Raw genomic sequence first — 25,210 nt, forward strand, 5'->3', positions numbered from 1 at the left:
GCAGGTTTCGGCGATGACGCCAACCAGCCCACGTTTTTCGCCAAACCGCCGCCGCTCGATCGAAGTGCTGGCCTATCCGGCCGTGCAGCTGCTCGACGTCACCGGACCGTTGCAGGTGTTCGCGTCCGCCAATGCGCTGGCGACAAAGGCTGGCAACGCCGAGCCATATGACGTCCGCGTCGTTGCAAAGGATGGCCCGAACGTCGAGTCATCCGCAGGCGTCGGGCTCGCGGTGCATCCGCTGCCCGCGATCGACACCGCGGTCGACACGCTGGTGATTCCGGGCGGCGACGGCGTCAACGCCGCGGCGGCCGATGCCGTCCTGGTGGACTGGGTGCGCGAACGCGCCGGGCAGGCGCGCCGCACCGCATCGGTCTGCACCGGCGCGTTCCTGCTCGCCGCATCCGGCGCCCTCGATGGCCGCCGCGCCGTGACCCATTGGCAATTTTGCGCAGAGCTCGCCGAGCGCTTTCCCGATGTCCACGTCGAGCCCGATCCGATCTTCGTGCGCGACGGTTCGTTCTGGACATCGGCCGGCGTCACCTCCGGCATCGATCTGGCGCTGGCGCTGGTGGAGGAGGATCTCGGCCGCACCGCGGCGCTTGCCGTCGCCCGTTATCTCGTGGTGTTTTTCAAGCGGCCGGGCGGACAGGCGCAATTCAGCGAAATCCTGTCACTGCAGGCAACCGACGACAGGTTCAGCGTGCTGCACGACTGGATCAGCAACCATCTGGCCGGCGACCTCTCGCTGTCGACGCTGGCGAAACAGGCCGGCATGAGCGAGCGCAGCTTCAGCCGCCATTACGCTGAAGCGACCGGCTTGACGCCGGCGCGCGCGATCGAGCGGCTCCGGGTCGAGGGCGCGCGGCATCTGCTCTCGGAAACGCGCCTGCCGATCAAGCGCATCTCGCAGCGCTGCGGCTTTGGGTCCGAGGAGACGATGCGCCGCAGCTTCCTGCGCCTGCTGTCGACCACGCCGCAGGACTACCGCGCCAGATTTGCGGGCTAGAATGCGCTTCGATCCGCAGCCAGCGTGCAGTAAAAACCCTGGAGCGCGATCGCCTCAACCCTTCCAGGCACATTCCTGCAACGCCGCCTCCAGCGGCGGATTGGTGACGCTGCCGGTGTAGTTGGTGATGGTCGACGCCGCCACGATGGTGATCACCTCGAGCACGAGGTCCTTGTAGAACCCGGCCGCCAGGAATCGTTCGATCTCCTCATCGTCGAGCCGCCCGCGCTTTTCGATCAGCGACCGCGCCAGCGTCGAGAGCGCGCCGAGCGTCTTGTCGGTAGGCGAGCGGCCGGCACGCATCGCATCGACATCGGCCGGATCGAGCCCAGCCTGCAAGCCGAGCGCGGAATGCAGCGCGACCGCCCAGGCGCAGCCATTGGTCACCGCGTCGGTGAGCAGTACGGTCTGGATCTGCTGCTCGGTGAAGCTGCCGCCGTGAACCTTGTCGAAGATGCCGATGAAGCTCTGGATCAGCACCGGCGACGTCGCCATCGCCGCCGCAAGGTTCGGGATCATGCCAAACCGCGCCTCGACCTCGCGCAGGACAGGCTTCGAGGCTTCAGGGGCAGACTCGAGCGTATGGACAGGAAAGCGCGCCATCGGAAATGCCTTTCGCGATGTTGATTGAACCCGAAGCCTCCGGACGCAGCTGAGCCGTTGCGATCTGCGCGCTGGCAATCGAGTTTGATGGAGCTGTCTAGCCGCGCCCGGACGCGCGCGTTCGCCAAACTCCCCACATTCCGCGCCACCGGCAGCAGCGGCGACGTTGGGCTACGTCGCGCAGTCCCCACTAACCGCCGGCGCGGTCCTTCACCCGCCGCGTCACGATCCCGAGCAGGCGGCCGAGCGTGCCGGCGGCGGGGCCCTTCTTGCGCGCCAGCGCCAGCGGCGCGGCGAGGCCGGTGGCGCGGTCGAGGCGAAGATAGGACACGCCGGCGGTCTCGAGCCGCGCCATCGATTCCGGCACGATCGAAATGCCGAGCCCGGCCGCGACCAGGCTCAGCGTCGACACCATCCGCGTCGCCTCCTGCGCCACCTTCGGGCTGAAGCCTGCGGCGCGACAGGCGGCGATGATGCTGTCATAGAGGCCAGGCCCGGTCGGACGGCGGTAGAGGATCAGCGGCTCGTCGGCGAGCGAGGCCAGCGAAATCCGCCGGCGGGTGTCCTTGCGGGCGCGCGGATGATGGTCCGGCAGTGCGACCACCATCTCCTCGTCGAGCAGATGCGTGATCGTGAGGTTCTCCAGCCGCTCGCTTGGCGCACGCACGAATGCGGCATCGAGCCGATCGGCCTCGACGGCTGCGATCAGTTCGCCGGTCGAGGCTTCTTCCAGCGACAGCGTGATCGCCGGCGCGCGCTCGCGCATTTCGCGCATCACCCCGGTGACGAAGGGATGGAATGCGGCCGATGAGGTGAAACCGATCGCCAGCTGGCCTTCCTGGCCGCGGCTCGCGCGGCGTGCGGCTTCCACCGCGAGCTCGGCATCGCGCAGGATCGCACGCGCTTTGCCGACAAAGGCACGGCCGGCGGCGGTCAGCTCGACCCCGCGCGGCTGCCGGCGAAACAATGGCGCGCCGATCGCGGTTTCCAGCGCGCGGATCTGCTGGCTCAGCGGCGGCTGCTGGATGCCGAGTCGCGCGGCGGCGCGGGTGATATGGCCTTCCTCGGCGACCGCGACGGCATAGCGGAGATGGCGCAGTTCGATCATGGGCAGGCAGTCCATATGCAATGGATATGCAAATTCCCGTATCCATATATTGGATATTTGGCATGCGGCCAACTAGAGTCGGCTCAAAGAACAATCGAACCGGAGCCGCCCCGCCGATGGACGCCATCCCCGCCGCGCAAACCACCAAGCATGTCGCACCTGATGTCGGCGAGTTGTTCACGGGCTTCTTCATCCTCGGACTGACCGGCTTCGGCGGCGTGCTGCCGCTGGCGCGCCACATGATGGTGGAGAAGCGTGGCTGGCTCACCGGCGCGGAGTTCACCGACCTGCTCGGGCTGTGCCAGTTCCTGCCCGGCGGCAACATCATCAACATGTCGGTCGCGGTCGGGCTGAAGTTTCGCGGCATTCCCGGCGCATTCGCGGCGATCCTCGGCCTGATCGCGGTGCCGACCGCGGTCGTGATCGGCCTAGGTGTGATCTATGGCCGCTTCGCCGACGACCCGGTCGTCCGCCATCTGTTCGGCGGTCTCGCCGCCGCGGCAGCCGGGCTGCTGATTTCCACCGCGATCAAGATCGCCTGGCCGCTGCGGCGCGATGTGCTCGGCCTGTTCATCGGCGCGCTCTGCGTGCTGGCGATCGCCGTGTTCCGCTTGCCGCTGCTGCCGACCCTGCTGACGCTGGCGCCGCTCAGCATTGTCCTCAGGTCGCGGCAGGCGTCATGAGCGCAACCCTCGTCACGCTCGCGCTGATCTTCGCCGAGCTCTCGCTGCTCGCCTTTGGCGGCGGCAACACCATCCTGCCGGAGATGCAGCGTCAGGTGGTCGACGTCCATCACTGGATGACGGCGCAGGGATTCGGCGCGCTGTTCGCGCTGGCGCAGGCAGCACCCGGGCCGAACATGATGGTGGTGCCGCTGGTCGGCTGGCATGTCGCGGGCTTCTCCGGCGTGCTGGTGACGTCGCTCGCCAAGTTTGGGCCGTCGTCGCTGGTGACGGGCTTCGCGCTGCGGCTCTGGGAACGCTTCAAGGACCGGCCCTGGCGCCGCACCGTGCAGGCCGGGCTGGTTCCGGTCACCGCCGGGCTCGTCACCGCCAGCGCCATCGTCATCACCCAGGCATCGGCCTCGAGCTGGGGCACCATCCTGATCGCGGCAATGGTCGCGATCGCTACCACCACGACCCGCATCCATCCGCTTGTCGCGCTTGCCGCCGGCGCCGTGCTCGGCCTGTCCGGCATCGGACAGCCCTGACGCCCGCGCCGTTTGCGGCGATGGCGCATCGTTCCACGCGGCCGAGTGCGCGCTTTCGCCGCAATGGATGCGACGTCGCCAGCGGCTATGTTGATAATGCCATGATCGACACGCTCCGCATCGACACCCGTATCGCGCGCCGCGAATTGCGCGCCGGACGTTTGCACGCAGGCAATTAGCCGGCCGGCGATCGCACGCCGTCCGGATTCCTCGACGCCATCAAATCATTTCAGTCCGTCGCGTCGCGAGATATCCGCGCGCCGGCGCTCGTGCGCCTCCGATCAACCACAAAGATCAACCGACATGACCCGAACCATTCAGAGCAGCTTTACCGCCCCGGCATTGCCGCCGATCGTGATCACCGCGAGCGAGGCGCATCGCCTCAGCGCGCTGGCCGATTCCAGCATGGCGGTGTTTCCCCGCGTCGCCCAGTTCCTTGCACGCGAGACGGACCGCGCCCAGCTGGTCGCCGACGATGCCGATCTGCATGACGTGGTCCGCATGGGCTCGCTTGTCCGCTACCGCGACGACGAAACCGGCGACGTCAGGGAGGTCGTGCTCGTCTACCCGCACGAAGCCGACATCGCGCTGCGACGCATCTCGGTGCTGACGCCGGTCGGTGCCGCGCTGATCGGATTGTCGGTCGGCCAGACGATCGATTTTCAGACGCCCAGCCAGCAGACGCGTTCGGTCACGATCCTTGCCGTGACACATGAGGGCTAGCGGCTTTACGCCGCCTGATGACACTGTCCCATCTCGATCCCGTGCCGGCGCCCGCGCGCGATGCCTTCGGCGATCGCCTTCACGACGATCTCGGCATCTTCGGGAGAGAGATGGTCGAGCGGCTGCCAGGCGCGCAGGATGTCGCGTGCGCGATCGAGGTCGCCGTAGATTGCAGGGAGAGGAAGCGATTTGCTCGGCATGTCCGTTGCTCCCAACCGCAGCTGAGCGAGTCTATCTCATCTGGACAGGTCGAGCCATGCGTCCGGCAACCGCGATTGCGCACATTGCAGATCGCCGGTGCATGGCGAGGGCGTTCCTGCCCCCGCCATCAACGCCTTCGGTCACTCCGCGCCGGAGCCGCCCTGCACGATCTTCTCGTTCAGCTTCTGATCGACGGTCTCGACCGTGCGGTCGATCTCGGTGCTCGGCGTGCCGAGCTGGTGCGAAATCAGCTTCACCAGCAGGTCGACGCGCTCGATGAACGGCGCGCCGGCGGCAACCGCGCGGGCCGCCGATGACGGCTTGAGCAGGCTTTCCGCCGCCTTGGCGTATTTCGCGAACGGCACCTGATCCGCGGGATCGGCGCCGAGCTTGCGCGCGATGGCGTCGACATGATCATAGATCGCCTGCGAGCGCTTGAGGTCGCCATGCACGGCGTCGCGGATCGACTGCGGCTCCGTCGGCGTGATGCAGCGATAATTGCCGGTCAGCAGCATCGACCACTTGGCCAGCGGTACGAACAGCGAATCGAACACCTTCAGCTTCACCGGAACGTCCTGGCCGTCGAGCGTCACGGCGTCGATGTCGGCTTCGAGCTCGCGCAGCACCTTGTTGTGCTTGTCGTCGGCGAAGGCGGAGGCCTTGAAGTTGGTCGGCAAGCCGACATGCAGCACATTGGCCTTCTCCTCCGGGGGACGGAAGGCCTGCGGATCGGGCGAGCACAGCGTGACGAGGCCCGGCTCGAAGCGCTCCCACACCTGCGCGTTGGTGTAGGCCTCCTCGAGGTCCATGCCGGCGAGCGCGGGAATCCGTTTCAGATACGGCAGCGGCGGCATGTTCATGATCGACAGGCAGGGCAACTTCGCCGCCGCGATCTTGATCATCAGCACGCGAACCGTGTGGTTGGTGTATTGCGGCTCCTGCATCGCAAGGCCGACCATGTCGTAGCGCGAGACGTCGACATCGGCGGGCGTGACGGCGTCGAGCTTGCCCGGCAGATCGCGCGAGAAGATCGAGCGGTGCTCCTTCTCGTCGCGCAGCTTGATCCGCACCTCGGTGCCTTCGCGGTTGATCAGGTCGGCGGTGTTCTTCCGGCACACCAGGGACACGTTGTGACCCGCCATCAGCAGCTTGGTCCCCAGCAGGGAGCCGTAGGAAGCTCCCAAAATCAGAATGTTGCGCGCCATGCTCTCTCCAATAGCCCTCCTCACGAAAGGCTTGCTCTCCAAAATCCTGTCCGAAGCTGCTGCCGAACCGATGCCCGGTCGATATTGGCCGTCCCGCACCCACGGGCCGACGGTCGCCAAATCACCAGACGATCAGGACTGCCTGGTGTATGGTATGCCACCGTCTATCGCAGATCGACAAGCGGCTGCCAAGGGGATTATCTCGCGTGCGGACTTTCGTTCCGCGATCAGGAAGGGCATTCGAGCTTGCAAGTCGCCGCCGACCCGACGGATCGGGCTGAAGAAATCCTCGTCTCAGCTTCCCGGCTGTTTGCCCGCCACTCCTATGCCAACGTGACGATGGAGCAGGTCGCAGCATCGGTGCAGGCCGTGCCGGGCGCGCTGTACCACTATTTCCGCGACAAGGAAGATCTCATCTTCCACTGTTATCTGCGCGGCCTTGCGATCTACCGCCACGAAATCGAGGCGGCCGCCGAGCCCGGCATCGACGGGCTCGAGATCATCAGACGCTTCGTGCGCGGCAGGCTGAGGCCCGAAGGCCAGCGCATGATCCTGTTCAGCGATATCGATGCGCTGGCCGCGCCCTACAGCAGCGAGGTCCATGCCAAGCGCTGGCAGAACGCCGCGCTGCTGGCGGACATCCTCGATCGGGGCGTGGCGGACGGCTCGATCGCCTGCGACGAGCCACAGCTCACGGCGGTGGCGCTGATCTCCATCCTGGACTGGGTTCCGTTCTGGCTGTCCGAACGCGACTACTACACGCGGCAACAGGCGATCGATGCCATCGACGACATCATCACGCATGGCGTCTATCGACGCGAGATCGCGCTTCCCAAAATGCCCGAGCCGCTCAGCCTCGCGCCGTTCCTCGAGGCTCGCGCAGCGTTGAACAAGCGGGCCGCCAAGTTCGACAGGATGCTGTCGATCGCCTCGGACAGCTTCAACCGGAGGGGCGCCTCGGGCACGTCGCTCGAGAGCATCGCCGTGGATGCGGGCATGACCCGCGCCGGCATCTATTATCATTTCAGCGAAAAGGAGAGCCTGCTGCTGGCCTGCCTGCGACGCGGGCTTGCCGGCGAGGTCAGCATTCGCGAGCATCTGCAAGAGCACAGCCTTGGGGCATTCGATCATATCGTGCAGCGAATCCGCCTGCTGTTGATGCTGCACGACACGCCCTGCGGCCCAAAAGCGACCTACCACAACATCAACTATCTCAACGACGATGACCGGAAAGCCTATGTCGGAGACGTGCTGGCGACGATCCGGCAAGACCAGAACAGCTATCAGCGCTGGATCGAGGAGGGCCGTTTCCGCCGCATCGATACCTATTTCGCAGAGCGCATTCTCACCGGAATGGGCCACTGGTATCCGATCTGGTTCAAGACCAGGCGTGACTGGTCTCCAGCCGAGATCGCCGATCATTTCGCGCGGCTCTTCCTCGCGGGCCTCAAGCCGCGCCGACATCCGGGCTAGATCCGCCACGGTAGCGATCCAGGTTTCTCCTTCCCGTGAAAGGGGGATGGGGGTCAGCCGCAGGCTATGATGTATGCGGAGAGAGCCGATCCCCACCCGCTTCGCTCTGACGAGCGAAGCGACCTCCCCTTTTCAAGGGGAGGTTTTGAGGCAGCCCCGTACGACGTCAGTTCCAAAGGTGAACCGGCGCGAGAGCGGCCGCAGCTTCATCCAAAAGTTTACCTGCAATTCAAAACAGCGCCCGATTCCGGCGACATATGGCCTATAACATCATGATACCTTCTGCTAAAACTTGACGCAGTATTCAAAGCGAAAGTTGCGAAGGTTCGGCGATTGGGGTTATGAGACGGCCTCGATCGCTAAAGATCAAGAAACACGAGCAAGGGAGAACGCAGGATGCATAGGCTGATCGTTGCCGCCGCGGCAGCGCTGACGGTGTTGGGAGGCGCGGCGTCCGCGCAGGAATCCATCAAGATCGGCTATATCGATCCGCTCTCCGGCGGCGGCGCCAGCGTTGGCGAAGGCGGCCTGAAGACGTTTCAGTATCTCGCCGACGAGTTGAACGCCAAGGGCGGCATCCTCGGCCACAAGGTCGAGATCGTCCCGCTCGACAACAAGACCAATCCGCAGGAAAGCCTGGTGCAGGCGCAGAAGGCGGTCGACGCCGGCGTCCACTACATCACCCAGGGCAACGGCTCGTCGGTCGGCGCGGCGCTGGAAGATTTCGTCACCAAGCACAATTCGCGCAACCCCGGCAAGGAAGTGCTCTACTTCAACTACGCCGCGGTCGATCCGGCGATGACCAACGAGAAGTGCAGCTACTGGCATTTCCGCTGGGATGCGAACTCGGACATCAAGATGGAAGCGCTGACCAACTACATGAAGGGCCAGCCGTCCATCAAGAAGGTCTATCTGATCAACATGGACTATTCGTTCGGCCAGTCGGTGCGCACCACAGCGCGCAAGATGCTGGGCGAAAAGCGGCCGGATATCCAGGTCGTCGGCGACGAACTGCACCCGATGCTCAAGGTCACCGACTTCTCGCCCTACATCGCCAAGATCAAGGCGTCCGGCGCCGACACTGTCGTGACCGGCAACTGGGGCCAGGACTTCGCGCTGCTGCTGAAGGCGGCGGCTGACGCCGGCCTCAAGGTCAACTGGTACACCTACTATGCCGGCGGCGCCGGCGGACCGACCGCGATCAAGCAGGCCGGCCTCGAGGGCCAGGTGTTCCAGATCAGCGAAGGCGTCCCGAACTCCGGCAACAAGGCGGCGATGGATTTCGAGAAGGACTTCCGCGCCAAGACCGGCATTTCCGTGTGGTATCCGCGCGCGGTCAACGAGATGCGGATGTTCAAGGCGGCCGCCGAGAAGGCCAATTCGATCGATCCGGTGAAAGTCGCGGCCGCGCTCGAAGGCATGAAGTTCGAAGTGTTCGACGGCGGCGAGGGCTTCATCCGCAAGGACGACCACCAGTTCTTCCAGCCGATCTACATCTCCTCGTTCGGCTCGCTGGCCGACAAGACCAAGGAGCCGTTCGACGAGGAAAACACCGGCTGGGGCTGGCGCATCGTGTCCAAGATCGACACCGCGCAGACGATGCTTCCGACCACCTGCAACATGAAGCGGCCCTGATCGGCCACTTCCGTCATTCCGGGGCCGCTCGCGCTGGCGAGCGAACCCGGAATTTCGAGATTCCGGGTTCGATGCTTCGCATCGCCCGGAATGACGGGTAAGTTCCTTTCGTTCGACAGGTCTTTGATCACGTGAACCGTTCCAGTCTCAAGCGAGTGCGCCGTGGCTGAGCTGATCGTCATCTCGACGCTCAACGGCGTCCTGTTCGGCATGCTGCTGTTCCTGTTGTCCAGCGGGCTCACCGTCATCTTCAGCATGATGGGCGTGCTGAACTTCGCGCATGCCAGCTTCTACATGCTCGGCGCGTTTTTCGGCTTTCAGCTCACCCGCTGGATCGGATTCTGGCCTGCCCTGGTGCTGGCGCCGCTGCTGGTCGGCGCGGTCGGCATGGCGGTCGAGCGCTACGGCCTGCGCAACACCCACAAGCACGGCCATGTCGCCGAACTGCTGCTGACCTTCGGACTGGCGTTCGCGATCGAAGAGATCGTCTCGATGATCTGGGGCAAGAGCCCGGTCGACTACCGCGTCCCGGCGGCGCTCGACTTCCCCGCCTTCACCGTGTTCTCCACCAACTACCCGGCCTACAAGATCTTCATGCTGGTGATCTCGGTCGTGATCTTCATCGCACTGCTGGTCACCTTGAAGAAGACGCGCGTCGGCCTGATCGTGCAGGCCGCGCTGACCCATCCGAGCATGGTCGGCCATCTCGGCCACAATGTCGGACGCGTGTTCATGCTGGTGTTCGGCGTCGGCAGCGCGCTCGCGGGCCTCGCCGGCGTCATCGCCGGTCCCTCGCTGGTGACGCAATCCGACATGGCCGCGCTGCTCGGTCCGATCCTGTTCGTCGTCATCGTGTTCGGCGGGCTCGGCTCGCTGCCCGGCGCCTTCATCGCATCGCTCCTGATCGGCCTGATCCAGACCTTTGCAGTCGCGCTGAACGGGTCGCTCGCCAGCGTATTCGGCCCGCTCGATCCGAGCCTCGGTCCCTCGCCGCTCACCGACATCTGGAACGTCACGATCGCGCAGATCGCGCCGATCCTGCCTTACGTGCTGCTGGTGCTGGTCCTGATCTTCCGCCCCATGGGCCTGTTGGGGACGCGCGAGTCATGACCAACGCTTCCACGCCCTCCATCGCTGCGGCCAAGCAGGAGCCCGGCAGCGCCCTGAGCTTCTATGCCGTCTGGCTGCTCGCAGCCATAACGCTCGTCGTGCTGCCGCTGGTGTTCGGCGCCGGCGGCTCGCTGACCTCGTTCTGCCTGATCGGCATCGCGATCATCTTTGCGCTGTCCTACAACATCCTGCTCGGCCAGACCGGGCTGCTGTCGTTCGGACACGCCGTGCAGTACGGCCTCGGCGGCTTCCTCGCCGTGCACGTCATGAATGCGGTCGCCAGCCACAACTGGCCGATCCCGCTGCCGGTGATCCCGCTGGTCGGCGGCATCGGCGGCATGGCGTTCGCCCTCCTCGTCGGCTGGGTGATGACCAAGCGCGCCGGCACCGTGTTCGCGATGATCTCGCTCGGCATCGGCGAACTGGTCGCCTCGTCGTCGCTGATCCTGCGCAGCGTGTTCGGCGGCGAGTCCGGCATCACCACCGACCGCACCTCGCTGATGCCGATGTTCGGCTGGACCTTCGGGCCGCAGATCCAGGTCTATTACCTGATCGCGTTCTGGGTGATGGTGTCGGCAATCGCGATGTATGCGCTGACCCGCACGCCGCTCGGGCGGATCTGCAACGCGGTGCGCGACAATCCGGAACGCGTCGAGTTCATCGGCTACGATCCGCATGTGGTGCGCTACCTCGCCTACATGTTCGCCGGCTTCTTTGCCGGCATCGCCGGCGGGCTGACCGCGATCAACTTCGAGATCGCCAATTCGGCCTATCTCGGCGCGACGCAATCGGGCCTCGTGCTGTTCTCCGCGTTCATCGGCGGCACCGCCTATTTCTTCGGTCCGATCCTCGGCGCCATCCTGGTGACCTATCTGCAGCTCGGGCTGACCAGCGTCACCTCGGTCTGGCAGCTCTATTTCGGCATCATCTTCATCGGCATCGTGATGTTCGCGCCCGGCGGCATCGCCGGCATCCTGATGAAGCACCGTCCGCTGATCCGCGCCGGGACCCTCAGCACCGTGATCCCGTCCTATCTGGTCGCGGCGATCCCGACGCTGGCGCTGGCGCTCGGCGTCATCCTGACCATCGAGACCGTTGCGCGCTTCTCGGGCGGCGAGCCGATCAATCTGCTCGGCATCCCGTTCGTCGCGACGGCGCCGACGACCTGGGCGACCGCGGCGGTTCTGCTCGTCGGCGGCTTCCTGGTCGCACGCATCACCTGGCGGCGCGTCGCGGAAGCCTGGGACCGCGCCGCGACGGTGGCCCGTGACCGGGGGTATCTCGCATGACCGCTGCCATTCAAGTCAACGCCGTCGAGAAGAGCTTCGGCAATGTCCAGATCATCCGCGATCTCAATCTCAGCGTCGCCAAGGGCGAGCGTCACGCCATCATCGGCCCCAACGGCGCCGGCAAGTCGACGACGTTCAACCTGATCAGCGGTCACATCAAGCCGACCTCGGGCGAGATCCGCCTCAACGGCGAGGTGACCTCGGGCTTGCGGCCCTTCGAGATCAACCGGCGCGGGCTGTCGCGCTCGTTCCAGGTCACCAACGTGTTCGCCCGCATGACGGTGTGGGAGAACGTCCGCTGCGCCGTGCTGTGGGCGACCGGCCACCGCTACGCGTTCTGGAAGAACGTCGACAATCTGCCCGAGGTGAAGCAGCGCACCGCGCAGATCCTCGACGACATCCATCTCAGCCACCGCCGCGACGTGCCGGCGGGCCTTCTGACCTATGCCGAGCAGCGCGAGCTCGAGATCGGCATCACGATCGCCGGCGGCGCCAGCGTCATCATGCTGGACGAACCGACCGCGGGCATGAGCCACGCCGAGACCGAGCGCGCCGTCGCCCTGATCCGCCGCCTCACCGAGGGGCGCACGCTGGTCATCGTCGAGCACGACATGAGCGTGGTGTTCGGCCTCGCCGACCGCATCTCGGTCTTGGTCTACGGCCACATCATCGCCTCCGGCACGCCGGAGGAGATCCGCGGCAATCCCAAGGTCAAGGAAGCCTATCTCGGCGAGGAGATCGACTGATGCTCGAGGTCAGGAATCTTCACGCCTATTACGGCAAGAGCCACATCCTGCAAGGCGTCGATCTCGACATCGCGGCCGGCGAGGTGGTCAGCCTGCTCGGCCGCAATGGCGTCGGCCGCTCCACCACGGTCAAGGCGATCATGGGCGAGGTGCCGCCGCAGGGCACCATCCGCTTCAAGGGCCAGGACATCGCAGGCCTGCCGAGCCACAAGATCGCCCGCCTCGGGCTCGGCTATGTGCCCGAGCATCGCGACATCTTCCCGGGGCTGACAGTTCGCCAGAACCTGATCCTCGGCATCAAGGACCCGCGCCGCCCCGGCAAGTGGCGGCTGCAGGAGATGCTCGACATGTTCCCGAACCTCGCCGCGCGCGCCGACACGCCGGCGGGCGTGCTGTCGGGCGGCGAGAAGCAGATGCTGACCACCTGCCGCACGCTGCTCGGCGACCCCGAACTGATGATGATCGACGAGCCGACCGAAGGCCTGGCGCCGCTGATCGTGCAGCAGGTCGGCGAATTGATCGCACGGATCGCCAAGGCCGGCGTCGCCATCCTCTTGGTCGAGCAGAAGCTGTCGATCGCGATGAAGATCTCGAACCGGGTCTACATCATGGGCCACGGCCGCGTCGTGTTCGAAGGCACCCCCGACCAGCTCAAGTCGAATGCCGCCGTCCGCGAGGAATGGCTCGAGGTTTGAGGCGGGACACCGGCGGATCGACAAAGCGATCGAACGTCGGCCTAGCAGCGCCATCGGTCAGTTCGCGAACACGACCCAGACCAGCACGACCAAGAGACTGTGGAAACAAATTATCGAAGCCAGGAATAGCCAGTCGTCTCTGGTCATGGGGCCGAAAACCGCGGCCGAAGCGCGGCGACAGCGACACGCGAGTTGGGAAAAGAGGCTCGACCGCATGGGACTGCCCTAGCGGAGTGCGCTCCGCCAGGTCTTGCTAGTCTGTGCCAGCTACTTGAGAGCTCGTGTCAGCCCATCACCGATCGCCATTCGAACTGCGATAGGCCCTTGGCGTCAGGCCGGTCCAACGGACGAACGCATGTGTGAAGGAAGAGACCTCGCTGTAGCCCAATAGCCACGCGATTTTGGAAATCGGCAGCTCCTCGTCTTCGAGGTAATGGCGGGCAAGGGCAATTCGAAACGCCTTGAGAACGTCTGAAAAGTCCGCCCCCTCCGACGACAACGCTCGAGCGAGCGTCCTGCGGCTCATGCCAAGACGACGCGCGACCGCCTCGGCATTGGCTTTGCCGTGCGGAAGCAGCTGGGCGATATGGCCTTCGACGCGAGAGCGCACGCTGCTTCGTCTCGATGCCCGGTTACGAAGCGCTTCGTCGGCATATTGAAGCAACATCCTGTTGAGATGCAGATCAGCACCCACGACAGGCAATGCGCCGATCCGGGACGGAAACAAGAGCTCGTCCCTGTCCGCTGCAAATTCGATCTCGCATCCGAGAAGGGATCGCACATCCAACGGCGTTTCTCGTCTGGCGTGCTTCAACTTGATTTGCTTCGGGACCAGCCTGCCGTCAGTCAGTGCGCGGCAAATACGGATCAGCGTAACCAGCCAGAATTCCGCATGGTGACGATCCGACGACCGATCGATGTTGACATATTCGAACCCGATGGCGAAGCCGCGATCCAGCGAGCTCCGCAACCGCACACCCTCGTTGTTAATCGCGCAGTAGCGTCCGCCGATTCGCAAGGCGTCAACGAGATGCTCCGATGAAGCCATGACGTAGTACAGAAGCCCGATCTCGCCCAGCTCGAAGCCTTGAGCCAGATGGAGTCCGAAGCAGTCGTCCTGCAATTCCCTTGCGGCGAGTTCGAGCAGCCTGACCTGCGCTCGCGCATCGATGCGGCGCTTGCGGTCCTCGACGTCGTCGATTGCCAGGCCCGCAGCTGACACGATCGGGGCCGGATCAACCTGCGCCTCGCGCAGCCGGGCACATGTGAGACGCGCGATTCCCCCGGCAGAGCTCGGTATTGACGGCAAGGCGCTTGCAAGGCGTATGGCGGTTTTCATTCGGCACCGAACTGTGTTCGTGGCGCAGCGTCGGGAGCTTCCGGGATCCGATTTTGACCTATGTCAAATGAGCCCATCCGGTCTGACACCATCTCGCAATTTAATGACCCGGGATCGCAAGACGCAACGGACGCAAATCGTCTAGCCGATTGCTTCGCGGCCACTCCATTGCTGCCTTGAAACGACGGCAGTCGGCTTCCAATTGGGCCCGCGCGGGGGCGAACTCGTCATGGGCTTGGTCAAGCATGCAAATTCGCTGGGACAGGCGATTGGCGCCGAAGCGAACGACCATATGAGCTAGGTCGTGGTTGAAGAAACACGTGCCCAGCATAGCGGCATTCATCGTTCAGTTCATTACACGATCATTGAAGGCGAGGCTGCGGGCACCTGGCGTTACTCGTTTTCCGTCCGCGATCGCAACTTCTCGGGAACGGTTCAGGCGGTCCTGGGATTGCTGGCGGCACGCCGCGTAAGGATGAAGATCGATCGGGTGTTAAGGCAAAACGCGTCAATTGATGATCAACGCTCGCAGCGGCCGGAGAAGGAGGTCGAGACGCCCCCTCCGCTCGACCCACCGGCCGATCCCAAGGACTAGTGCGGCTGTGTAGCCGCTCTAGCCCGGCCGGAGCAACGCCACGACATCGCCCGCGCGCAGTGTCTGGCCGGGCTTCACCGGCACCGACGCGATGCGGCCCGCGGCGGGCGCGTGCACCGAAATCTCCATCTTCATGGATTCGATGATGGCCAGCACGTCGCCGGCCGCGACCTTGGCGCCCTCCTCGACCAGGACTTTCCAGATGTTGCCGGGCACTTCGGAGAAGGCGCCGATCTGGCCGTCGGGAATCCCCGTCGCCGTGACACCCGCATCGATCGACTCCACCGGCGTCTCGTCGAGCTTCATCTCGCGCCAGCGCTGGCGCTCGGCGTCGAACGCGGACTGCTGCGTCGCCTTGAACGCGGCGATCGACGGCCGCGCCTCGGCCAGCGACTTGGCGTAGTCGGCGTAGGAGAATTCGCCCTCTTCGATCCGGATGTCGTATTGCCCGTGCGGGAACGCGGCGCGCGCGTCGAGCAGTTCATCGGCGTCGACCGGGAAGAAGCGGATCTTGTCGAAGAACCGCAGCAACCAGGGATGATTGGGCTCGAACACCCGCGTGGTGCGCCAGGTGTTCCAGACCTGGATGGTGCGGCCGAACAGCTGGTAGCCGCCCGGCCCCTCCATGCCGTAGATGCACATATAGGCGCCGCCGATCCCGACCGCGTTCTCCGGCGTCCAGGTCCGCGCCGGGTTGTACTTCGTGGTCACCAGCCGATGCCGCGGGTCGAGCGGCGTCGCCACTGGCGCGCCGAGATAGACGTCGCCGAGGCCGAGTACGAAATAGTCGGCGTCGAACACGATGCGGCGGACATCATCCTCGCTCGCAAGCCCGTTGATGCGCCGGATGAACTCGACATTCGATGGACACCATGGCGCGTCCGCGCGCACCAGCTCCTGATATTTGCGCATCGCGAGCTCGGCCTGCGGATCGCGCCACGACAGCGGCAGATGCACGGTGCGGCTCGGCACCCGCATGGCGTCAACCGGCGGCAATTCGCGCTCGATCCGCCGCAGCACGTCGAGCAATTTTCCGCGCGACAACATGGTGCCGTCATAATGGATCTGCAGCGAGCGGATGCCGGGCGTCAGATCGATCAGGCCGGCGAGCTTCGCCTCTTCCAGCGCCTGCGCCAGCACGTGCACGCGCAGCCGCAGCGCGATGTCGAGCTCCATCGGGCCGTATTCGACCAGCAGATTGTCGTCGCCGGCGCGCCGGTACACCACCGGGATCGGGCCGTCATCGTTACGTCCGACAACTGCCGAGCCGAGCTCGGGCGCGCGCAGCACCGTGGGGCCGGCCACCGGATCGTCGCGCTTGACCGGAACGAAGCGGACCGTGTCGCCGGGCCTGAGCTGGCCAACCTTCCAGAGCTCGTCGCGTGCGACGACGGCCGGACAGACGAAGCCGCCGAGGCTCGGTCCATCGGGGCCGAGGATGATCGGCATGTCGCCGGTGAAGTCGATCGAGCCGACCGCGTAGGCGTTGTCGTGGATGTTCGACGGATGCAGCCCGGCCTCGCCGCCATCGGCGCGGGCCCAGCGCGGCTTCGGCCCGATCAGCCGCACGCCGGTGCGCGCGCTGTTGAAATGCACCTCATAGCTTGCCGCGAACAGCGTTTCGATATCCTCGTCGAGGAAGAAGTCCGGCGCGCCGTGCGGGCCGTAGACCACGCCGATCTGCCACGCCGATGTGAGCTGCGGCCGCTCGTCCTCCGTGGCGCGCCGCGGCGCCGCAAGGCCCGATGGCTCGGCGCCGATATGCAAGACGTCGCCGGCCTTCAGCGAACCCGTCGCATGGCCGCCGAAGGCGCCGAGCGCAAATACGGCCCGCGACCCGAGAATTTCGGGCACGTCGATGCCGCCGCGCACGGCGAGATAGCTGCGCTGACCGGGACCCTTGATGCTGCCGATCGCGAGCGTCTGGCCGGCGCGCACGGCGAGCGGTTCGTCATACGCGACATCCGTGCCGTCGAGCGATGCCCTCATCCGCGCGCCCGAGAGCGCGACGATCGCATCGGTGTTGAAGCGCAAGGTCGGTCCGTTGACCGTCAGCTCCAGCGCCGTCGTTACTTCCGGATTGCCGACCACGCGATTGGCGAGGCGAAACGACCGTTCATCCATCGGGCCGCTCGGCGGCACGCCGACGTGCCAGAGATGCAAGCGGCCCGGCAGTTCCTGCACCCCGCTCTGCGCACCCGGCGCGACCACGTCGATGGTGCGCGGGCGATAGGCGAAGGCGCCGAGCACACTGGTCGCCACCTGGCCGCCGCGGAACACGTCGGAGGCAGCAATCGCGCGCAGATAGTCCAGATTGGTCTCGATGCCGGCCACAACCGTATCGTCCAGCGCCTGTGAAAGCCGCGCGATCGCGGCCTCGCGCGTCTCGGCTGAAACGATGATCTTGGCCAGCATCGGATCGTAGAACGGCGACACTTCGGTGCCGGTCTCGATCCAGCCGTCGATCCGTGCATCCGGCGAAAAGCTGACCTGCGTCAGGCGGCCCGCGCTCGGGCGAAAGCCGGTGCCCGGATTCTCGGCATAGAGCCGGACCTCGATCGCAGCTCCCTTTGGCGCGAGCGCGCCCGCCTGGCCGAGCACGTCATCGCCGGCCGCCTGCCGGATCATCCATTCGACGAGGTCGACGCCCGTGACCTGCTCGGTGACGGGATGCTCGACCTGCAGGCGGGTGTTGACCTCGAGGAAGTAGAAATCCTCGCGCTCGACGTCGTAGATGAACTCGACCGTGCCGGCGGACTCGTACGAGACCGCCTTGCCCAGCGAGACCGCGGCCGCGTGCAGTCGCCGGCGGATGTCGGCGGACAGCCCCGGCGCGGGCGTCTCCTCAAAGACCTTCTGATTGCGCCGCTGCAGCGAGCAATCGCGTTCGCCGAGCGCGACCACGTCGCCCTTGCCATTGCCGAAGATCTGCACCTCGATATGGCGGGCACGGGCGACGAACCGTTCGAGATAGACCCGGGCGTCGCCGAAGCTTGCCCGCGCGGTGCGCTGCACCGATTCGAAGCGCTCGCGCAGCGTCGCCATGTCGTGACACAGCTGCATGCCGATGCCGCCGCCGCCCGCCGTGCTCTTTAGCATCACCGGAAAGCCGATCGCTTCCGCCTGTTGCACCGCCTCGTCGATGGTCTCGAGCAGGCCTGAGCCCGGCAGCAGCGGCACGCCGCTGCGCTCGGCAATCTCACGCGCGCGGTGCTTGAGGCCGAAAGCGTCGAGATGCTCAGGCCGCGGCCCGATGAATTTGATGCCATGCTCGGCGAGCCGCTCGGCGAAGCGGCGGTTCTCCGACAGGAAGCCGTAGCCGGGATGCACCGCCTGCGCACCGGTGGCAAGGCACGCCGCCATGATCGCATCGACATTGAGATAGCTCTCCGCGGCGGGCGCAGGACCGATCCGCACCGCCTCGTCGGCGTCGAGCACCGGCCGGGTGAAGCGGTCGGCGTCGGAATAGACCGCGACCGAAGAGATGCCCATGCGGCGCAATGTTCTGCCGATCCGCCCGGCGATCTCGCCGCGGTTGGCAATCAGGACCTTGCTGAACATGCCTCACGCCTCCGGCTCGACGATCGCGACGTCGAAGATCGTGACCTGCACCGGCGTCGGGAAGAAGCCGTTGCAGGGATTGTTGATCTGCGGACAGTTCGAGATCAGGCACAGCACGTCCATCTCGGCCACCAGCTCGATGGCGTCGCCCGGCTTGGAGACGCCATCGACCACGGTGAAATTGCCGGCGGGATCGATCGGCACGTTCATGAAGAAGTTGAGATTCGGCACGATGTCGCGCTTCGACATGCCGTGTTTCGCGGCTTCGATCACGAAATTCTCGCGACAGGCGTGCTGGTAGCGGGTCTGGTGCCCGAACCGCACGGTGTTGCTCTCGCAGGAGCAGGCGCCCGCCGAGGTGTCGTGCAGGCCGCAACTGTCGGCCGTCACGCGCAGCATCACGCGACCTTCGTTGGACATGATCCTGGTGCCCAGCCCGACATAGGCTGAGCCCTGCGCGCGCAGCGTATCCTGGCCGCTGTAGCGCTCGCCGAAATCACTGGCGCAATAGAACAGCGTGTCGACCGCCTGCTGGCCATGGCTATCGGTGATCCGCAGCGTCTGTCCCTTGCGGATGATCGCCGACCACGGTTTGCGCGCGGGAATTTCGACATCGAGGACGATGCGGCCGCCGGTGCGAACAGATTGAACGGTCATCGCACGGCTCCTTCCAGGGTTTCGCCGAGATACAGCGCATTGTTCTGATAGGCGCGGACCGCTTCCGCGGTCGCGGTCCGGCACAGATCGTCGGCCGCGGGCGCGGCCGCGCGATAGCGCACGATCTCCACACTCGCCTGCGGATAGGCTTTCGCCGGATCGAGCGGATGCGGGCAGTTCGACAGCGCGATCAGAAGCTCCATCTCCGCGCGCAGATCGACGAAATCGTCCTGCTGCCGCCGCTGCTCCGACCAGATGAACTTGCCGTCGGCGTCGATCGCGACCGGCGCGAAGAAGCTGACACAGGGATGGACGTCGCGGCGATCAAGGCCAAGCTTGGCCGCGGCGAGAATGAAATTGTCGCGTGTGTTGCGGAAATTGCCGTCGCCGTATTTGGCCACGTTGGTCGCCGCAGTCGAGCCGCCGACTACGGCATCATGCGCGGCGCTGCTGTCCTCGGTGATGCCGAGCAGCGCGCGCCCCATGTCAGACAGCAGCACCCGTCCCTTCTGCAGCCGCGCCGCCCACTGCACCTTGATGGTGTCGGCGTGGTTGAGCCGCTCGGTGGTGTCGGCGCTGTTCCAGGCGAGCAGGCTGACGGTCGACGCCCCCGACGTGTTGACGATGCGCAGCGTATCGCCGCGGTTCAGCCGGGTGGTCCAGTACCAGCCGGACGGGATCGTTTCACGGTGAATGACCGCGTCGGCATCGATCGGCGCGGCGTCGCGCGCAGTCGGCGCCGGCAGTGCTCGCGGCGCGTGCTCCTGTCCCGCTGCCTTCAGCTCGTTATACCGCCGGGTATGCGCCGCGATCTCGGCCTTCTGTTCCTCTGACAGGATCATGGTTGCTCCTTCAAGACGAGAGCGCCGGGCCGTCCCGGCTGATGCTCCTTGCCTGACCGGGTCGTCCCGGTCGGAGCTGGTTGAACTGACGACCGCAGCTCTGCGCTGCGGCGTGGGAAAATCTCGAGGTCGCGCGACACCGTGGCGCCGTAGCGGTCGCGCTCCTCCGGCCGGTTGCGCTGCCGCTCCAGCGCGATCACACGCGTCGCGAGCCCAAAGGCCTCGCTGAGGTCATGCGTCACCATCACGACGGTGAGATGGGTCTCGTTCCAGAGCCGCTTCATCAGGAGGTGAATGTCGGCACGAATACCCGGATCGAGCGCACCGAACGGCTCGTCGAGCAGCAGGATCTTCGGGCCACGCATGATCGCCTGCGCCAGCGCGAGCCGCTGCTGCATGCCGCCCGACAGCGCCGACGGATATTTGCTCTCCTGGCCGGCGAGCCCGACCTCGGCGAGCAGCTTCATTGCTTCGTCGGTAGCAGCGCGGCGCGCGGCGCCGAACAGCCGGCCGGTGAATTTGGCGTCGCGCAGTTCGCGGCCGAGCATGACGTTCTGCAAGACCGTCAGATGCGGAAAAACCGAGTAGCGCTGGAACACCACGCCACGGTCGGCGTCCGGTTCGCCAGGCAACGGCTTGCCGTCGACCAGGATCTGCCCGCGGGTCGGCTGTTCCTCGCCGAGCAGCATGCGCAGCAGCGTGGTCTTGCCGCAGCCGGACGGGCCGACCAGCGCGATGAAGGCGCGCGGCTCGACCTCCATCGTGATGCGCTCGAGCACGATGTGGTCGCCATATTCCTTCCAGACGTCGTCGAAACGGATCGCGCTCATTCCGCCCTCACCGACGCAAACCAGGGAAACAGTTTCCGCTGCGTGACGCGCAGGCCGACGTCGATCAGGAACGCCAGCAGCGTGATCCAGGCGACGTAGGGGATGATGACGTCCATCGCGAGATAGCGGCGCACCAGGAATATCCGGTAGCCGAGCCCGGAATCGGAGGCGATCGCCTCCGCTGCGATCAGGAACAGCCACGCCGGCCCGAGCTGCAGGCGCAGCACGTCGATCAACCGCGGCAGGGTTTGCGGCATCGCGACGCGCAGCGCAATCTGCCAGGTCGAGGCGCCGAGCGTCTGTGCCTTGACGATCTGCTCGCGCGGCAGTTCCTGCACCTTCATGGCGAGATCGCGGATCATGCAAGGCAGCGTCCCGATCACGATCAGCGCGATCTTGGAATTCTCCCCAAGCCCCATCACGATGAACAGGATCGGCAACAGCGCCAGCGGCGGCACCATCGACGTGACGGACACGAACGGCCCGAGCAGAGCGTTGGCGCCCGGCAACAGCCCGATCACGATGCCGAGCACCAGCGCCGCCACCGTCGAGATCGCCAGCGCCGAGCCCAGCCGCCCGAGGCTGGCGACGGTGTCGGAGGCCATCAGATAGCTGCCGGTGCGCGGATCGACCTCGAACGCCATCTGCTTGACGGCCTGCACCATGCTCGGCAGCGCCGGCAGCAGCTTGTCGTTGGGGTTCTGCGCGAGCCGCGCGCTGGAGCCGGCGAAGTAGGCGATTGCGACCAATACGAACGGCAGCGCGAGCAGATAGAACCGCGTCTGCCGTCCCGGCCGTATGTTCACAAGTCGCATGGTCCGCTCCTGCCTGATGCGGCACTACTTGGTCACAGCTTGCCCTTGGCGGCCTCGTCCATGTAGGTCGGGTCGAAGCGCAGCTTGACGTTCGACTTGTCGCCCAGCACCGACTTGTCGGCGAGCTCGATGCCGACCGCATCGGCCGATTTCGCACCCTTGCCGAGCAGGTCCTTCTCGAACAGGAATTTCCGGACGCGATCCATGGTCGCGCCGACCGTCTGGCTGCGCGTGAAGGCTTCGGCATCGATCGCCTTGTCGAACAGTTTTGTGGTCGAGAGCTGGCTGTCGAAACCGGCGAGGTCGGTGCCGGAGGCCTTGGCCATCGCTTCCTTGGCGGCCTTCGCCGCGGCATCGTTCGCCGTCATCTTGGACAGCGTCTCGTACCAGATGCCGACCAGCGCCTTGGCGAAATCCGGATTGTCCTTGGCGACCGCGGTGTTCACCACCATCAGGTCCATGATCTCGCCGGGGATCTGCGAGGAATCGAACACCTTCTTCGCGTCGGGCGAGCCGAGGATTTCGGTCACGATCGGATTCCAGGTCACCACAGCGCTGACGTCGGGCGTCTTGTAGGCGGCCGCGATATCGGCGTCGGAGGTGTTGACGACCTTGACGTCCTTCTCGCTCAGCTTGCTGGTCTCGAGCGCGCGCGCCAGCAGATAATGCGACACCGAGAACTCGACCAGGTTGACCGTCTGCCCCTTGATCGCAGCGAGATCGGCCTTGTTCTTCAGGATCACCGCGTCGTTGCCGTTGGAGAAATCGCCCATCACGACCGCTGTCGTGTCGACGCCGCCGGCGGCCGGAATCGACAACGCGTCCATGTTGGTGATGGTGACGGCGTCATAGCCGCCGGCGGTGTACTGGTTGATCGATTCGACGTAATCGTTGAACTGCTTGACCTCGATCGCGATGCCGTATTTGTCGGCCCATTTCTTGACGATGCCGGTGTCGGCCGCATAACCCCACGGCATCCACCCGACATAGATCGACCAGGCGACCTTGAAGCTTTTCTTCGGCGCGGCGTCGGCCGCAGGCGCAGCCGCGAGCACGACCGCGCAGCCGATGACAACAGAGCGAAGGAAGAAAACGAATTTGTTCATTGCCGATCCCTCTTGCGAAATTTCACAAAAAGGGACTGGCGAAAAGACCATCGCTCCGCCAATCCCTTGGCTGACGAGGTCTCCCGGGCTTTTATCCCGCCGTGCACCTACGGGGATGTCTCCCCCGCAAGCGGCTGCTCTCGGACCAGCACCTTGCTTGGCAAGGTCGGAACCCTAGCGGCCAACTCAACGCCGTTGATGCACGAGGCGTGCCAGCCGACCGGCAATTGAATCTCATGAGATTTTTCGACGCGCACCGCGGCGCCGCAACGGTGCCTTGCTTAAAAACTGCGCAGGCCTGCTCAGAATTGGCTCTGTCCTTTCGCCACCGGCGTCAGCAGGATCGCACGATGGTTGATGTCGAGGGGAGTTCGATGCGCAAGCTTCTGAGCGTTCTGTGCGCCGGCCTCTGGCGCGGGCTGCACGGCCGGTTCGGCCTGGTGCCGAAGTCCGACGTGAAAGGCTGATCGCAAGATCGCAAAAAAAGAGCCCCGCTCTGCAGCGGGGCCCCTGTCCACGGATTCTATTTCCGATCGGAGTTTTGCGCCGGCGTCTGCGGGCTCTGGCCTGAGCCTGACGACGGCGGATTGTTGTTCTGATTGGGCTGGCTGGACTGCGTGTCCCGGCCGGCATCTGGCTGGTTGCCGCTGCCCTGACCGACGGTCGACTGGTTCTGCGGCGCAGCCTGGCCCGTCGTATTCTGCTGCGGAGCCTGCTGCTGAGCGGACGGCTGATTTCCGCTCTGACTGGTTGTCGACTGATTCTGCGGCGAATTCGCCTGGCCCGTGGTCTGCCCGGTCGTGTTCTGCTGGGCAGGCTGCTGAGTGTCGGTCCGGCCCGTCGACTGGTTCTGCGGCGCGTTGGTCTGATCGGTCGTCTGTCCAGTCGTGTTCTGCTGGGTGCGGCTCTGGCCGACCGTCGACGATGCGCCCGCGCCCTGACCGATCCGATCCGACAGGCCGAGTGCGGTCACCGTGCGCGTGTCGACGCTGCCGCTCGTGGTGATGCCCTCTTGACGCTGGAAAGTGATCAGCGCCTCGCGAGTCCGCGATCCCCATACGCCGTCGGCCTCGCCGACCAGCAGGCCGCGGTCGATCAGCACCTGCTGCACCTCGCGGATCTGCTGCGGGTTCAGGTCCATCATCGCGACGCTACCGCCACCACCGCCGCCGCCGCGATGGCTGAAGCGCGTCCGCGGTCCGACCGGGACCACGTCGACGACACGGCGCTCGCGATCGAGGAACACGACTTCATCCTCGACGACGAAGAAACTGTCGTCGCGATAATAGGGGAACGCATCGATCAGCGCCGGGAAGGCGGCGACCGACACCACGTTGAACCTCCGCGGCACCACCACGCCCGGATTGACCGCGAAGTTGATCGTGCTGACATTGACGCGCGGGGCGTTACGCGCCGACAGCACCGAGCGCTGGATCGTGCTCTGCTGCTGCGCGGTCACGGTGCGCCCGGCCTCGGTCTGGACCGTGGCGTTCGACGGGGACTGAGCGGACGTCCCGGCTTGTCCCTGGGCCTGACCGGTGGTCTGTCCGGCGTTCATCCGGTTTTGCGTCGTGCCGGACTGCGGAGCGGCCGCGCCCGTGGTCTGGCCGGCTCGCGTATTCGGGGCCGCCGTTGTGCCCTGGCCGGTGGTCGTGCTCGCGCCCTTTGCCTGGCCCGTGGTCGTGTTCTGGCCGGTCGTCGTGTCCGCCTTGCCTTGAGTCTTGCCTTGAGCCTTGTCCTGAGCCGTCCCTTGGCCGGTCGTGGTGCCCTGGCTGCGGTTCGCGCTGTTGGCGCGATTCTCCTGCTGCTGGCTTTGCCGCGTCGTGGCGCTGCCGCGTTCGCGTGATTCGGATCGGCCCATCTGCTCGCGCTGGTTTCGGCTCTGGCCGACGGTCTGCTCCTGCCTGCTCTGGCTGCGCTGACCCTGCTCGGCGCGGCCGCTCTCGCGGGCCTGGCCGGTGGTCTGGCCGCGCTCGGCCGCACCGCGGCCCATCTGACCTTCGGCCCGACCGCTCTCTCGTGCGCCACCTTGGCCGCGGCCGACCGTCACGCCTTCGCTTCGCGACGCCCCGGGACTGCCATGCATTGCGCCGCCGGAGCTGCCGGCCGACGAGCCTGCGGAACGGCCGTGTTCGCCACCGCCACCGCCTGCGCCGACGCTTCCGCCGCCACCTACGCTGCCACCACCCATGCCGCCCCCGCCGCCGCCCTCGCGCATGCCCTGCGCCGACGCGAGACTGACGCCGGCCAACAGCACGGCCGTCGTCAGCAGAAATTTGCTCTTCATGATCTTGCTCTGCATTACCAATTCCTCCTGGAGCTTGGCGGCTACCCGGATTGCGAAGCCGACGCCAATGGCCGGCACGCTCCGCACTGCGGCCGCGTTCCAACAAAACCGGCGAGGATGCGGCACAGCCGTGCGCGCTTCTCACCGGTGAACTGTGAGAAAACAGCGGCG

Annotated in this window: 23 protein-coding genes and 1 riboswitch; of the genes, 11 read left to right on the plus strand and 12 right to left on the minus strand. The window is 65.6% G+C overall.

What is annotated here, in order from left to right; all coding sequences use genetic code 11:
• Positions 1–13: 13 nt before the first annotated feature.
• Positions 14–1,009, plus strand: a complete 996-nt coding sequence (locus tag JEY66_RS37645; protein WP_026192227.1) for a GlxA family transcriptional regulator — start codon at positions 14–16, stop codon at positions 1,007–1,009.
• A 54-nt stretch (positions 1,010–1,063) separates the two neighbouring features.
• Here JEY66_RS37645 and JEY66_RS37650 read toward each other — a convergent pair whose 3' ends face one another.
• Both JEY66_RS37650 and JEY66_RS37655 read right to left on the minus strand, forming a co-directional pair.
• On the minus strand, positions 1,064–1,612 hold the full coding sequence (locus tag JEY66_RS37650) for a carboxymuconolactone decarboxylase family protein (RefSeq protein WP_016847015.1): 549 nt from the start codon (positions 1,610–1,612) through the stop codon (positions 1,064–1,066).
• Positions 1,613–1,802: 190 nt separating this feature from the next.
• Positions 1,803–2,720, minus strand: coding sequence for a LysR family transcriptional regulator (locus tag JEY66_RS37655; RefSeq protein WP_026192226.1), 918 nt, complete (start codon positions 2,718–2,720; stop codon positions 1,803–1,805).
• Between the two features lie 116 nt (positions 2,721–2,836).
• On the opposite strand from JEY66_RS37655, the gene JEY66_RS37660 reads away from it, so the two are divergent.
• From JEY66_RS37660 to rnk, 3 genes are all read left to right on the plus strand, one after another.
• A complete protein-coding gene (locus JEY66_RS37660; protein ID WP_016847017.1) occupies positions 2,837–3,403 on the plus strand; it encodes a chromate transporter in 567 nt (188 codons plus the stop codon).
• The gene (locus tag JEY66_RS37665; protein ID WP_016847018.1) at positions 3,400–3,930 is read left to right on the plus strand and encodes a chromate transporter; all 531 of its coding nucleotides are present in this window, start codon (positions 3,400–3,402) and stop codon (positions 3,928–3,930) included. The genes JEY66_RS37660 and JEY66_RS37665 overlap by 4 nt, the downstream gene beginning before the upstream one ends.
• A gap of 303 nt (positions 3,931–4,233) precedes the next feature.
• Positions 4,234–4,653 (plus strand): nucleoside diphosphate kinase regulator, encoded by a 420-nt coding sequence (gene rnk, locus JEY66_RS37670; RefSeq protein WP_038376471.1) that lies wholly within the window; start codon positions 4,234–4,236, stop codon positions 4,651–4,653.
• A 5-nt stretch (positions 4,654–4,658) separates the two neighbouring features.
• Here the strand turns inward: rnk and JEY66_RS37675 are convergent, their stop codons facing one another.
• Positions 4,659–4,853 (minus strand): hypothetical protein, encoded by a 195-nt coding sequence (locus JEY66_RS37675; RefSeq protein WP_016847021.1) that lies wholly within the window; start codon positions 4,851–4,853, stop codon positions 4,659–4,661.
• A gap of 141 nt (positions 4,854–4,994) precedes the next feature.
• The gene (locus tag JEY66_RS37680; protein ID WP_016847022.1) at positions 4,995–6,059 is read right to left on the minus strand and encodes a ketopantoate reductase family protein; all 1,065 of its coding nucleotides are present in this window, start codon (positions 6,057–6,059) and stop codon (positions 4,995–4,997) included.
• 246 nt (positions 6,060–6,305) lie between these two features.
• Between JEY66_RS37680 and JEY66_RS37685 the strand changes: the two genes are divergently transcribed.
• The 6 genes from JEY66_RS37685 (at position 6,306) to JEY66_RS37710 (ending at position 13,007) form a co-directional block, all read left to right on the plus strand.
• Positions 6,306–7,532: a TetR/AcrR family transcriptional regulator gene (locus tag JEY66_RS37685; RefSeq protein WP_162136767.1), complete on the plus strand. Its 1,227-nt coding sequence runs from the start codon at positions 6,306–6,308 to the stop codon at positions 7,530–7,532.
• Between the two features lie 396 nt (positions 7,533–7,928).
• A complete protein-coding gene (locus JEY66_RS37690) occupies positions 7,929–9,167 on the plus strand; it encodes a branched-chain amino acid ABC transporter substrate-binding protein (RefSeq protein WP_016847024.1) in 1,239 nt (412 codons plus the stop codon).
• Positions 9,168–9,329: 162 nt separating this feature from the next.
• Positions 9,330–10,277 carry a branched-chain amino acid ABC transporter permease gene (locus tag JEY66_RS37695; protein ID WP_016847025.1) on the plus strand — a complete coding sequence of 316 codons (948 nt, stop codon included), beginning with the start codon at positions 9,330–9,332 and terminating at the stop codon, positions 10,275–10,277.
• The gene (locus tag JEY66_RS37700) at positions 10,274–11,566 is read left to right on the plus strand and encodes a branched-chain amino acid ABC transporter permease (RefSeq protein WP_016847026.1); all 1,293 of its coding nucleotides are present in this window, start codon (positions 10,274–10,276) and stop codon (positions 11,564–11,566) included. Before JEY66_RS37695 ends, JEY66_RS37700 begins: the two co-directional genes overlap by 4 nt.
• The gene (locus JEY66_RS37705; RefSeq protein ID WP_016847027.1) at positions 11,563–12,312 is read left to right on the plus strand and encodes an ABC transporter ATP-binding protein; all 750 of its coding nucleotides are present in this window, start codon (positions 11,563–11,565) and stop codon (positions 12,310–12,312) included. The genes JEY66_RS37700 and JEY66_RS37705 overlap by 4 nt, the downstream gene beginning before the upstream one ends.
• The gene (locus JEY66_RS37710) at positions 12,312–13,007 is read left to right on the plus strand and encodes an ABC transporter ATP-binding protein (RefSeq protein WP_016847028.1); all 696 of its coding nucleotides are present in this window, start codon (positions 12,312–12,314) and stop codon (positions 13,005–13,007) included. Before JEY66_RS37705 ends, JEY66_RS37710 begins: the two co-directional genes overlap by 1 nt.
• A gap of 292 nt (positions 13,008–13,299) precedes the next feature.
• Here JEY66_RS37710 and JEY66_RS37715 read toward each other — a convergent pair whose 3' ends face one another.
• A complete protein-coding gene (locus JEY66_RS37715; RefSeq protein ID WP_240537204.1) occupies positions 13,300–14,346 on the minus strand; it encodes an AraC family transcriptional regulator in 1,047 nt (348 codons plus the stop codon).
• A 304-nt stretch (positions 14,347–14,650) separates the two neighbouring features.
• Between JEY66_RS37715 and JEY66_RS37720 the strand changes: the two genes are divergently transcribed.
• Entirely contained in the window at positions 14,651–14,941 is a 291-nt protein-coding gene (locus tag JEY66_RS37720) for a hypothetical protein (RefSeq protein WP_016847031.1), read from the plus strand.
• Between the two features lie 18 nt (positions 14,942–14,959).
• Here JEY66_RS37720 and uca read toward each other — a convergent pair whose 3' ends face one another.
• The 7 genes from uca to JEY66_RS37755 all read right to left on the minus strand — a co-directional run bounded on the left by uca (position 14,960) and on the right by JEY66_RS37755 (position 25,054).
• On the minus strand, positions 14,960–18,502 hold the full coding sequence (gene uca / locus JEY66_RS37725) for an urea carboxylase (RefSeq protein WP_016847032.1): 3,543 nt from the start codon (positions 18,500–18,502) through the stop codon (positions 14,960–14,962).
• Between the two features lie 3 nt (positions 18,503–18,505).
• On the minus strand, positions 18,506–19,159 hold the full coding sequence (locus JEY66_RS37730; RefSeq protein ID WP_016847033.1) for an urea amidolyase associated protein UAAP2: 654 nt from the start codon (positions 19,157–19,159) through the stop codon (positions 18,506–18,508).
• On the minus strand, positions 19,156–20,001 hold the full coding sequence (locus tag JEY66_RS37735; protein WP_016847034.1) for an urea amidolyase associated protein UAAP1: 846 nt from the start codon (positions 19,999–20,001) through the stop codon (positions 19,156–19,158). The genes JEY66_RS37730 and JEY66_RS37735 overlap by 4 nt, the downstream gene beginning before the upstream one ends.
• Positions 19,998–20,831 (minus strand): ABC transporter ATP-binding protein, encoded by an 834-nt coding sequence (locus JEY66_RS37740; protein ID WP_016847035.1) that lies wholly within the window; start codon positions 20,829–20,831, stop codon positions 19,998–20,000. Before JEY66_RS37740 ends, JEY66_RS37735 begins: the two co-directional genes overlap by 4 nt.
• The gene (locus tag JEY66_RS37745; protein WP_016847036.1) at positions 20,828–21,646 is read right to left on the minus strand and encodes an ABC transporter permease; all 819 of its coding nucleotides are present in this window, start codon (positions 21,644–21,646) and stop codon (positions 20,828–20,830) included. The genes JEY66_RS37740 and JEY66_RS37745 overlap by 4 nt, the downstream gene beginning before the upstream one ends.
• Positions 21,647–21,678: 32 nt before the next feature.
• Positions 21,679–22,752, minus strand: a complete 1,074-nt coding sequence (locus tag JEY66_RS37750; RefSeq protein WP_016847037.1) for a putative urea ABC transporter substrate-binding protein — start codon at positions 22,750–22,752, stop codon at positions 21,679–21,681.
• 78 nt (positions 22,753–22,830) lie between these two features.
• Positions 22,831–22,941, minus strand: a riboswitch (guanidine-I (ykkC/yxkD leader).
• A gap of 334 nt (positions 22,942–23,275) precedes the next feature.
• Complete coding sequence (locus tag JEY66_RS37755; protein WP_026192224.1) at positions 23,276–25,054, minus strand: peptidoglycan-binding domain-containing protein; 1,779 nt, start codon at positions 25,052–25,054, stop codon at positions 23,276–23,278.
• Positions 25,055–25,210: the final 156 nt, after the last annotated feature.

It is taken from the genome of Bradyrhizobium elkanii USDA 76 (assembly GCF_023278185.1).
Taxonomy (GTDB): domain Bacteria; phylum Pseudomonadota; class Alphaproteobacteria; order Rhizobiales; family Xanthobacteraceae; genus Bradyrhizobium; species Bradyrhizobium elkanii.

What these genes read in the sequence shown, in the direction of transcription:
- JEY66_RS37645 (WP_026192227.1), top strand. Translation starts at nt 14, where the DNA reads ATGACGCCAACCAGCCCACGTTTTTCGCCAAACCGCCGCCGCTCGATC.
- JEY66_RS37650 (WP_016847015.1), bottom strand. Translation starts at nt 1,612, where the DNA reads ATGGCGCGCTTTCCTGTCCATACGCTCGAGTCTGCCCCTGAAGCCTCG.
- JEY66_RS37655 (WP_026192226.1), bottom strand. Translation starts at nt 2,720, where the DNA reads ATGATCGAACTGCGCCATCTCCGCTATGCCGTCGCGGTCGCCGAGGAA.
- JEY66_RS37660 (WP_016847017.1), top strand. Translation starts at nt 2,837, where the DNA reads ATGGACGCCATCCCCGCCGCGCAAACCACCAAGCATGTCGCACCTGAT.
- JEY66_RS37665 (WP_016847018.1), top strand. Translation starts at nt 3,400, where the DNA reads ATGAGCGCAACCCTCGTCACGCTCGCGCTGATCTTCGCCGAGCTCTCG.
- rnk (WP_038376471.1), top strand. Translation starts at nt 4,234, where the DNA reads ATGACCCGAACCATTCAGAGCAGCTTTACCGCCCCGGCATTGCCGCCG.
- JEY66_RS37675 (WP_016847021.1), bottom strand. Translation starts at nt 4,853, where the DNA reads ATGCCGAGCAAATCGCTTCCTCTCCCTGCAATCTACGGCGACCTCGAT.
- JEY66_RS37680 (WP_016847022.1), bottom strand. Translation starts at nt 6,059, where the DNA reads ATGGCGCGCAACATTCTGATTTTGGGAGCTTCCTACGGCTCCCTGCTG.
- JEY66_RS37690 (WP_016847024.1), top strand. Translation starts at nt 7,929, where the DNA reads ATGCATAGGCTGATCGTTGCCGCCGCGGCAGCGCTGACGGTGTTGGGA.
- JEY66_RS37700 (WP_016847026.1), top strand. Translation starts at nt 10,274, where the DNA reads ATGACCAACGCTTCCACGCCCTCCATCGCTGCGGCCAAGCAGGAGCCC.
- JEY66_RS37705 (WP_016847027.1), top strand. Translation starts at nt 11,563, where the DNA reads ATGACCGCTGCCATTCAAGTCAACGCCGTCGAGAAGAGCTTCGGCAAT.
- JEY66_RS37710 (WP_016847028.1), top strand. Translation starts at nt 12,312, where the DNA reads ATGCTCGAGGTCAGGAATCTTCACGCCTATTACGGCAAGAGCCACATC.
- JEY66_RS37715 (WP_240537204.1), bottom strand. Translation starts at nt 14,346, where the DNA reads ATGAAAACCGCCATACGCCTTGCAAGCGCCTTGCCGTCAATACCGAGC.
- uca (WP_016847032.1), bottom strand. Translation starts at nt 18,502, where the DNA reads ATGTTCAGCAAGGTCCTGATTGCCAACCGCGGCGAGATCGCCGGGCGG.
- JEY66_RS37730 (WP_016847033.1), bottom strand. Translation starts at nt 19,159, where the DNA reads ATGACCGTTCAATCTGTTCGCACCGGCGGCCGCATCGTCCTCGATGTC.
- JEY66_RS37735 (WP_016847034.1), bottom strand. Translation starts at nt 20,001, where the DNA reads ATGATCCTGTCAGAGGAACAGAAGGCCGAGATCGCGGCGCATACCCGG.
- JEY66_RS37740 (WP_016847035.1), bottom strand. Translation starts at nt 20,831, where the DNA reads ATGAGCGCGATCCGTTTCGACGACGTCTGGAAGGAATATGGCGACCAC.
- JEY66_RS37745 (WP_016847036.1), bottom strand. Translation starts at nt 21,646, where the DNA reads ATGCGACTTGTGAACATACGGCCGGGACGGCAGACGCGGTTCTATCTG.
- JEY66_RS37750 (WP_016847037.1), bottom strand. Translation starts at nt 22,752, where the DNA reads ATGAACAAATTCGTTTTCTTCCTTCGCTCTGTTGTCATCGGCTGCGCG.
- JEY66_RS37755 (WP_026192224.1), bottom strand. Translation starts at nt 25,054, where the DNA reads ATGCAGAGCAAGATCATGAAGAGCAAATTTCTGCTGACGACGGCCGTG.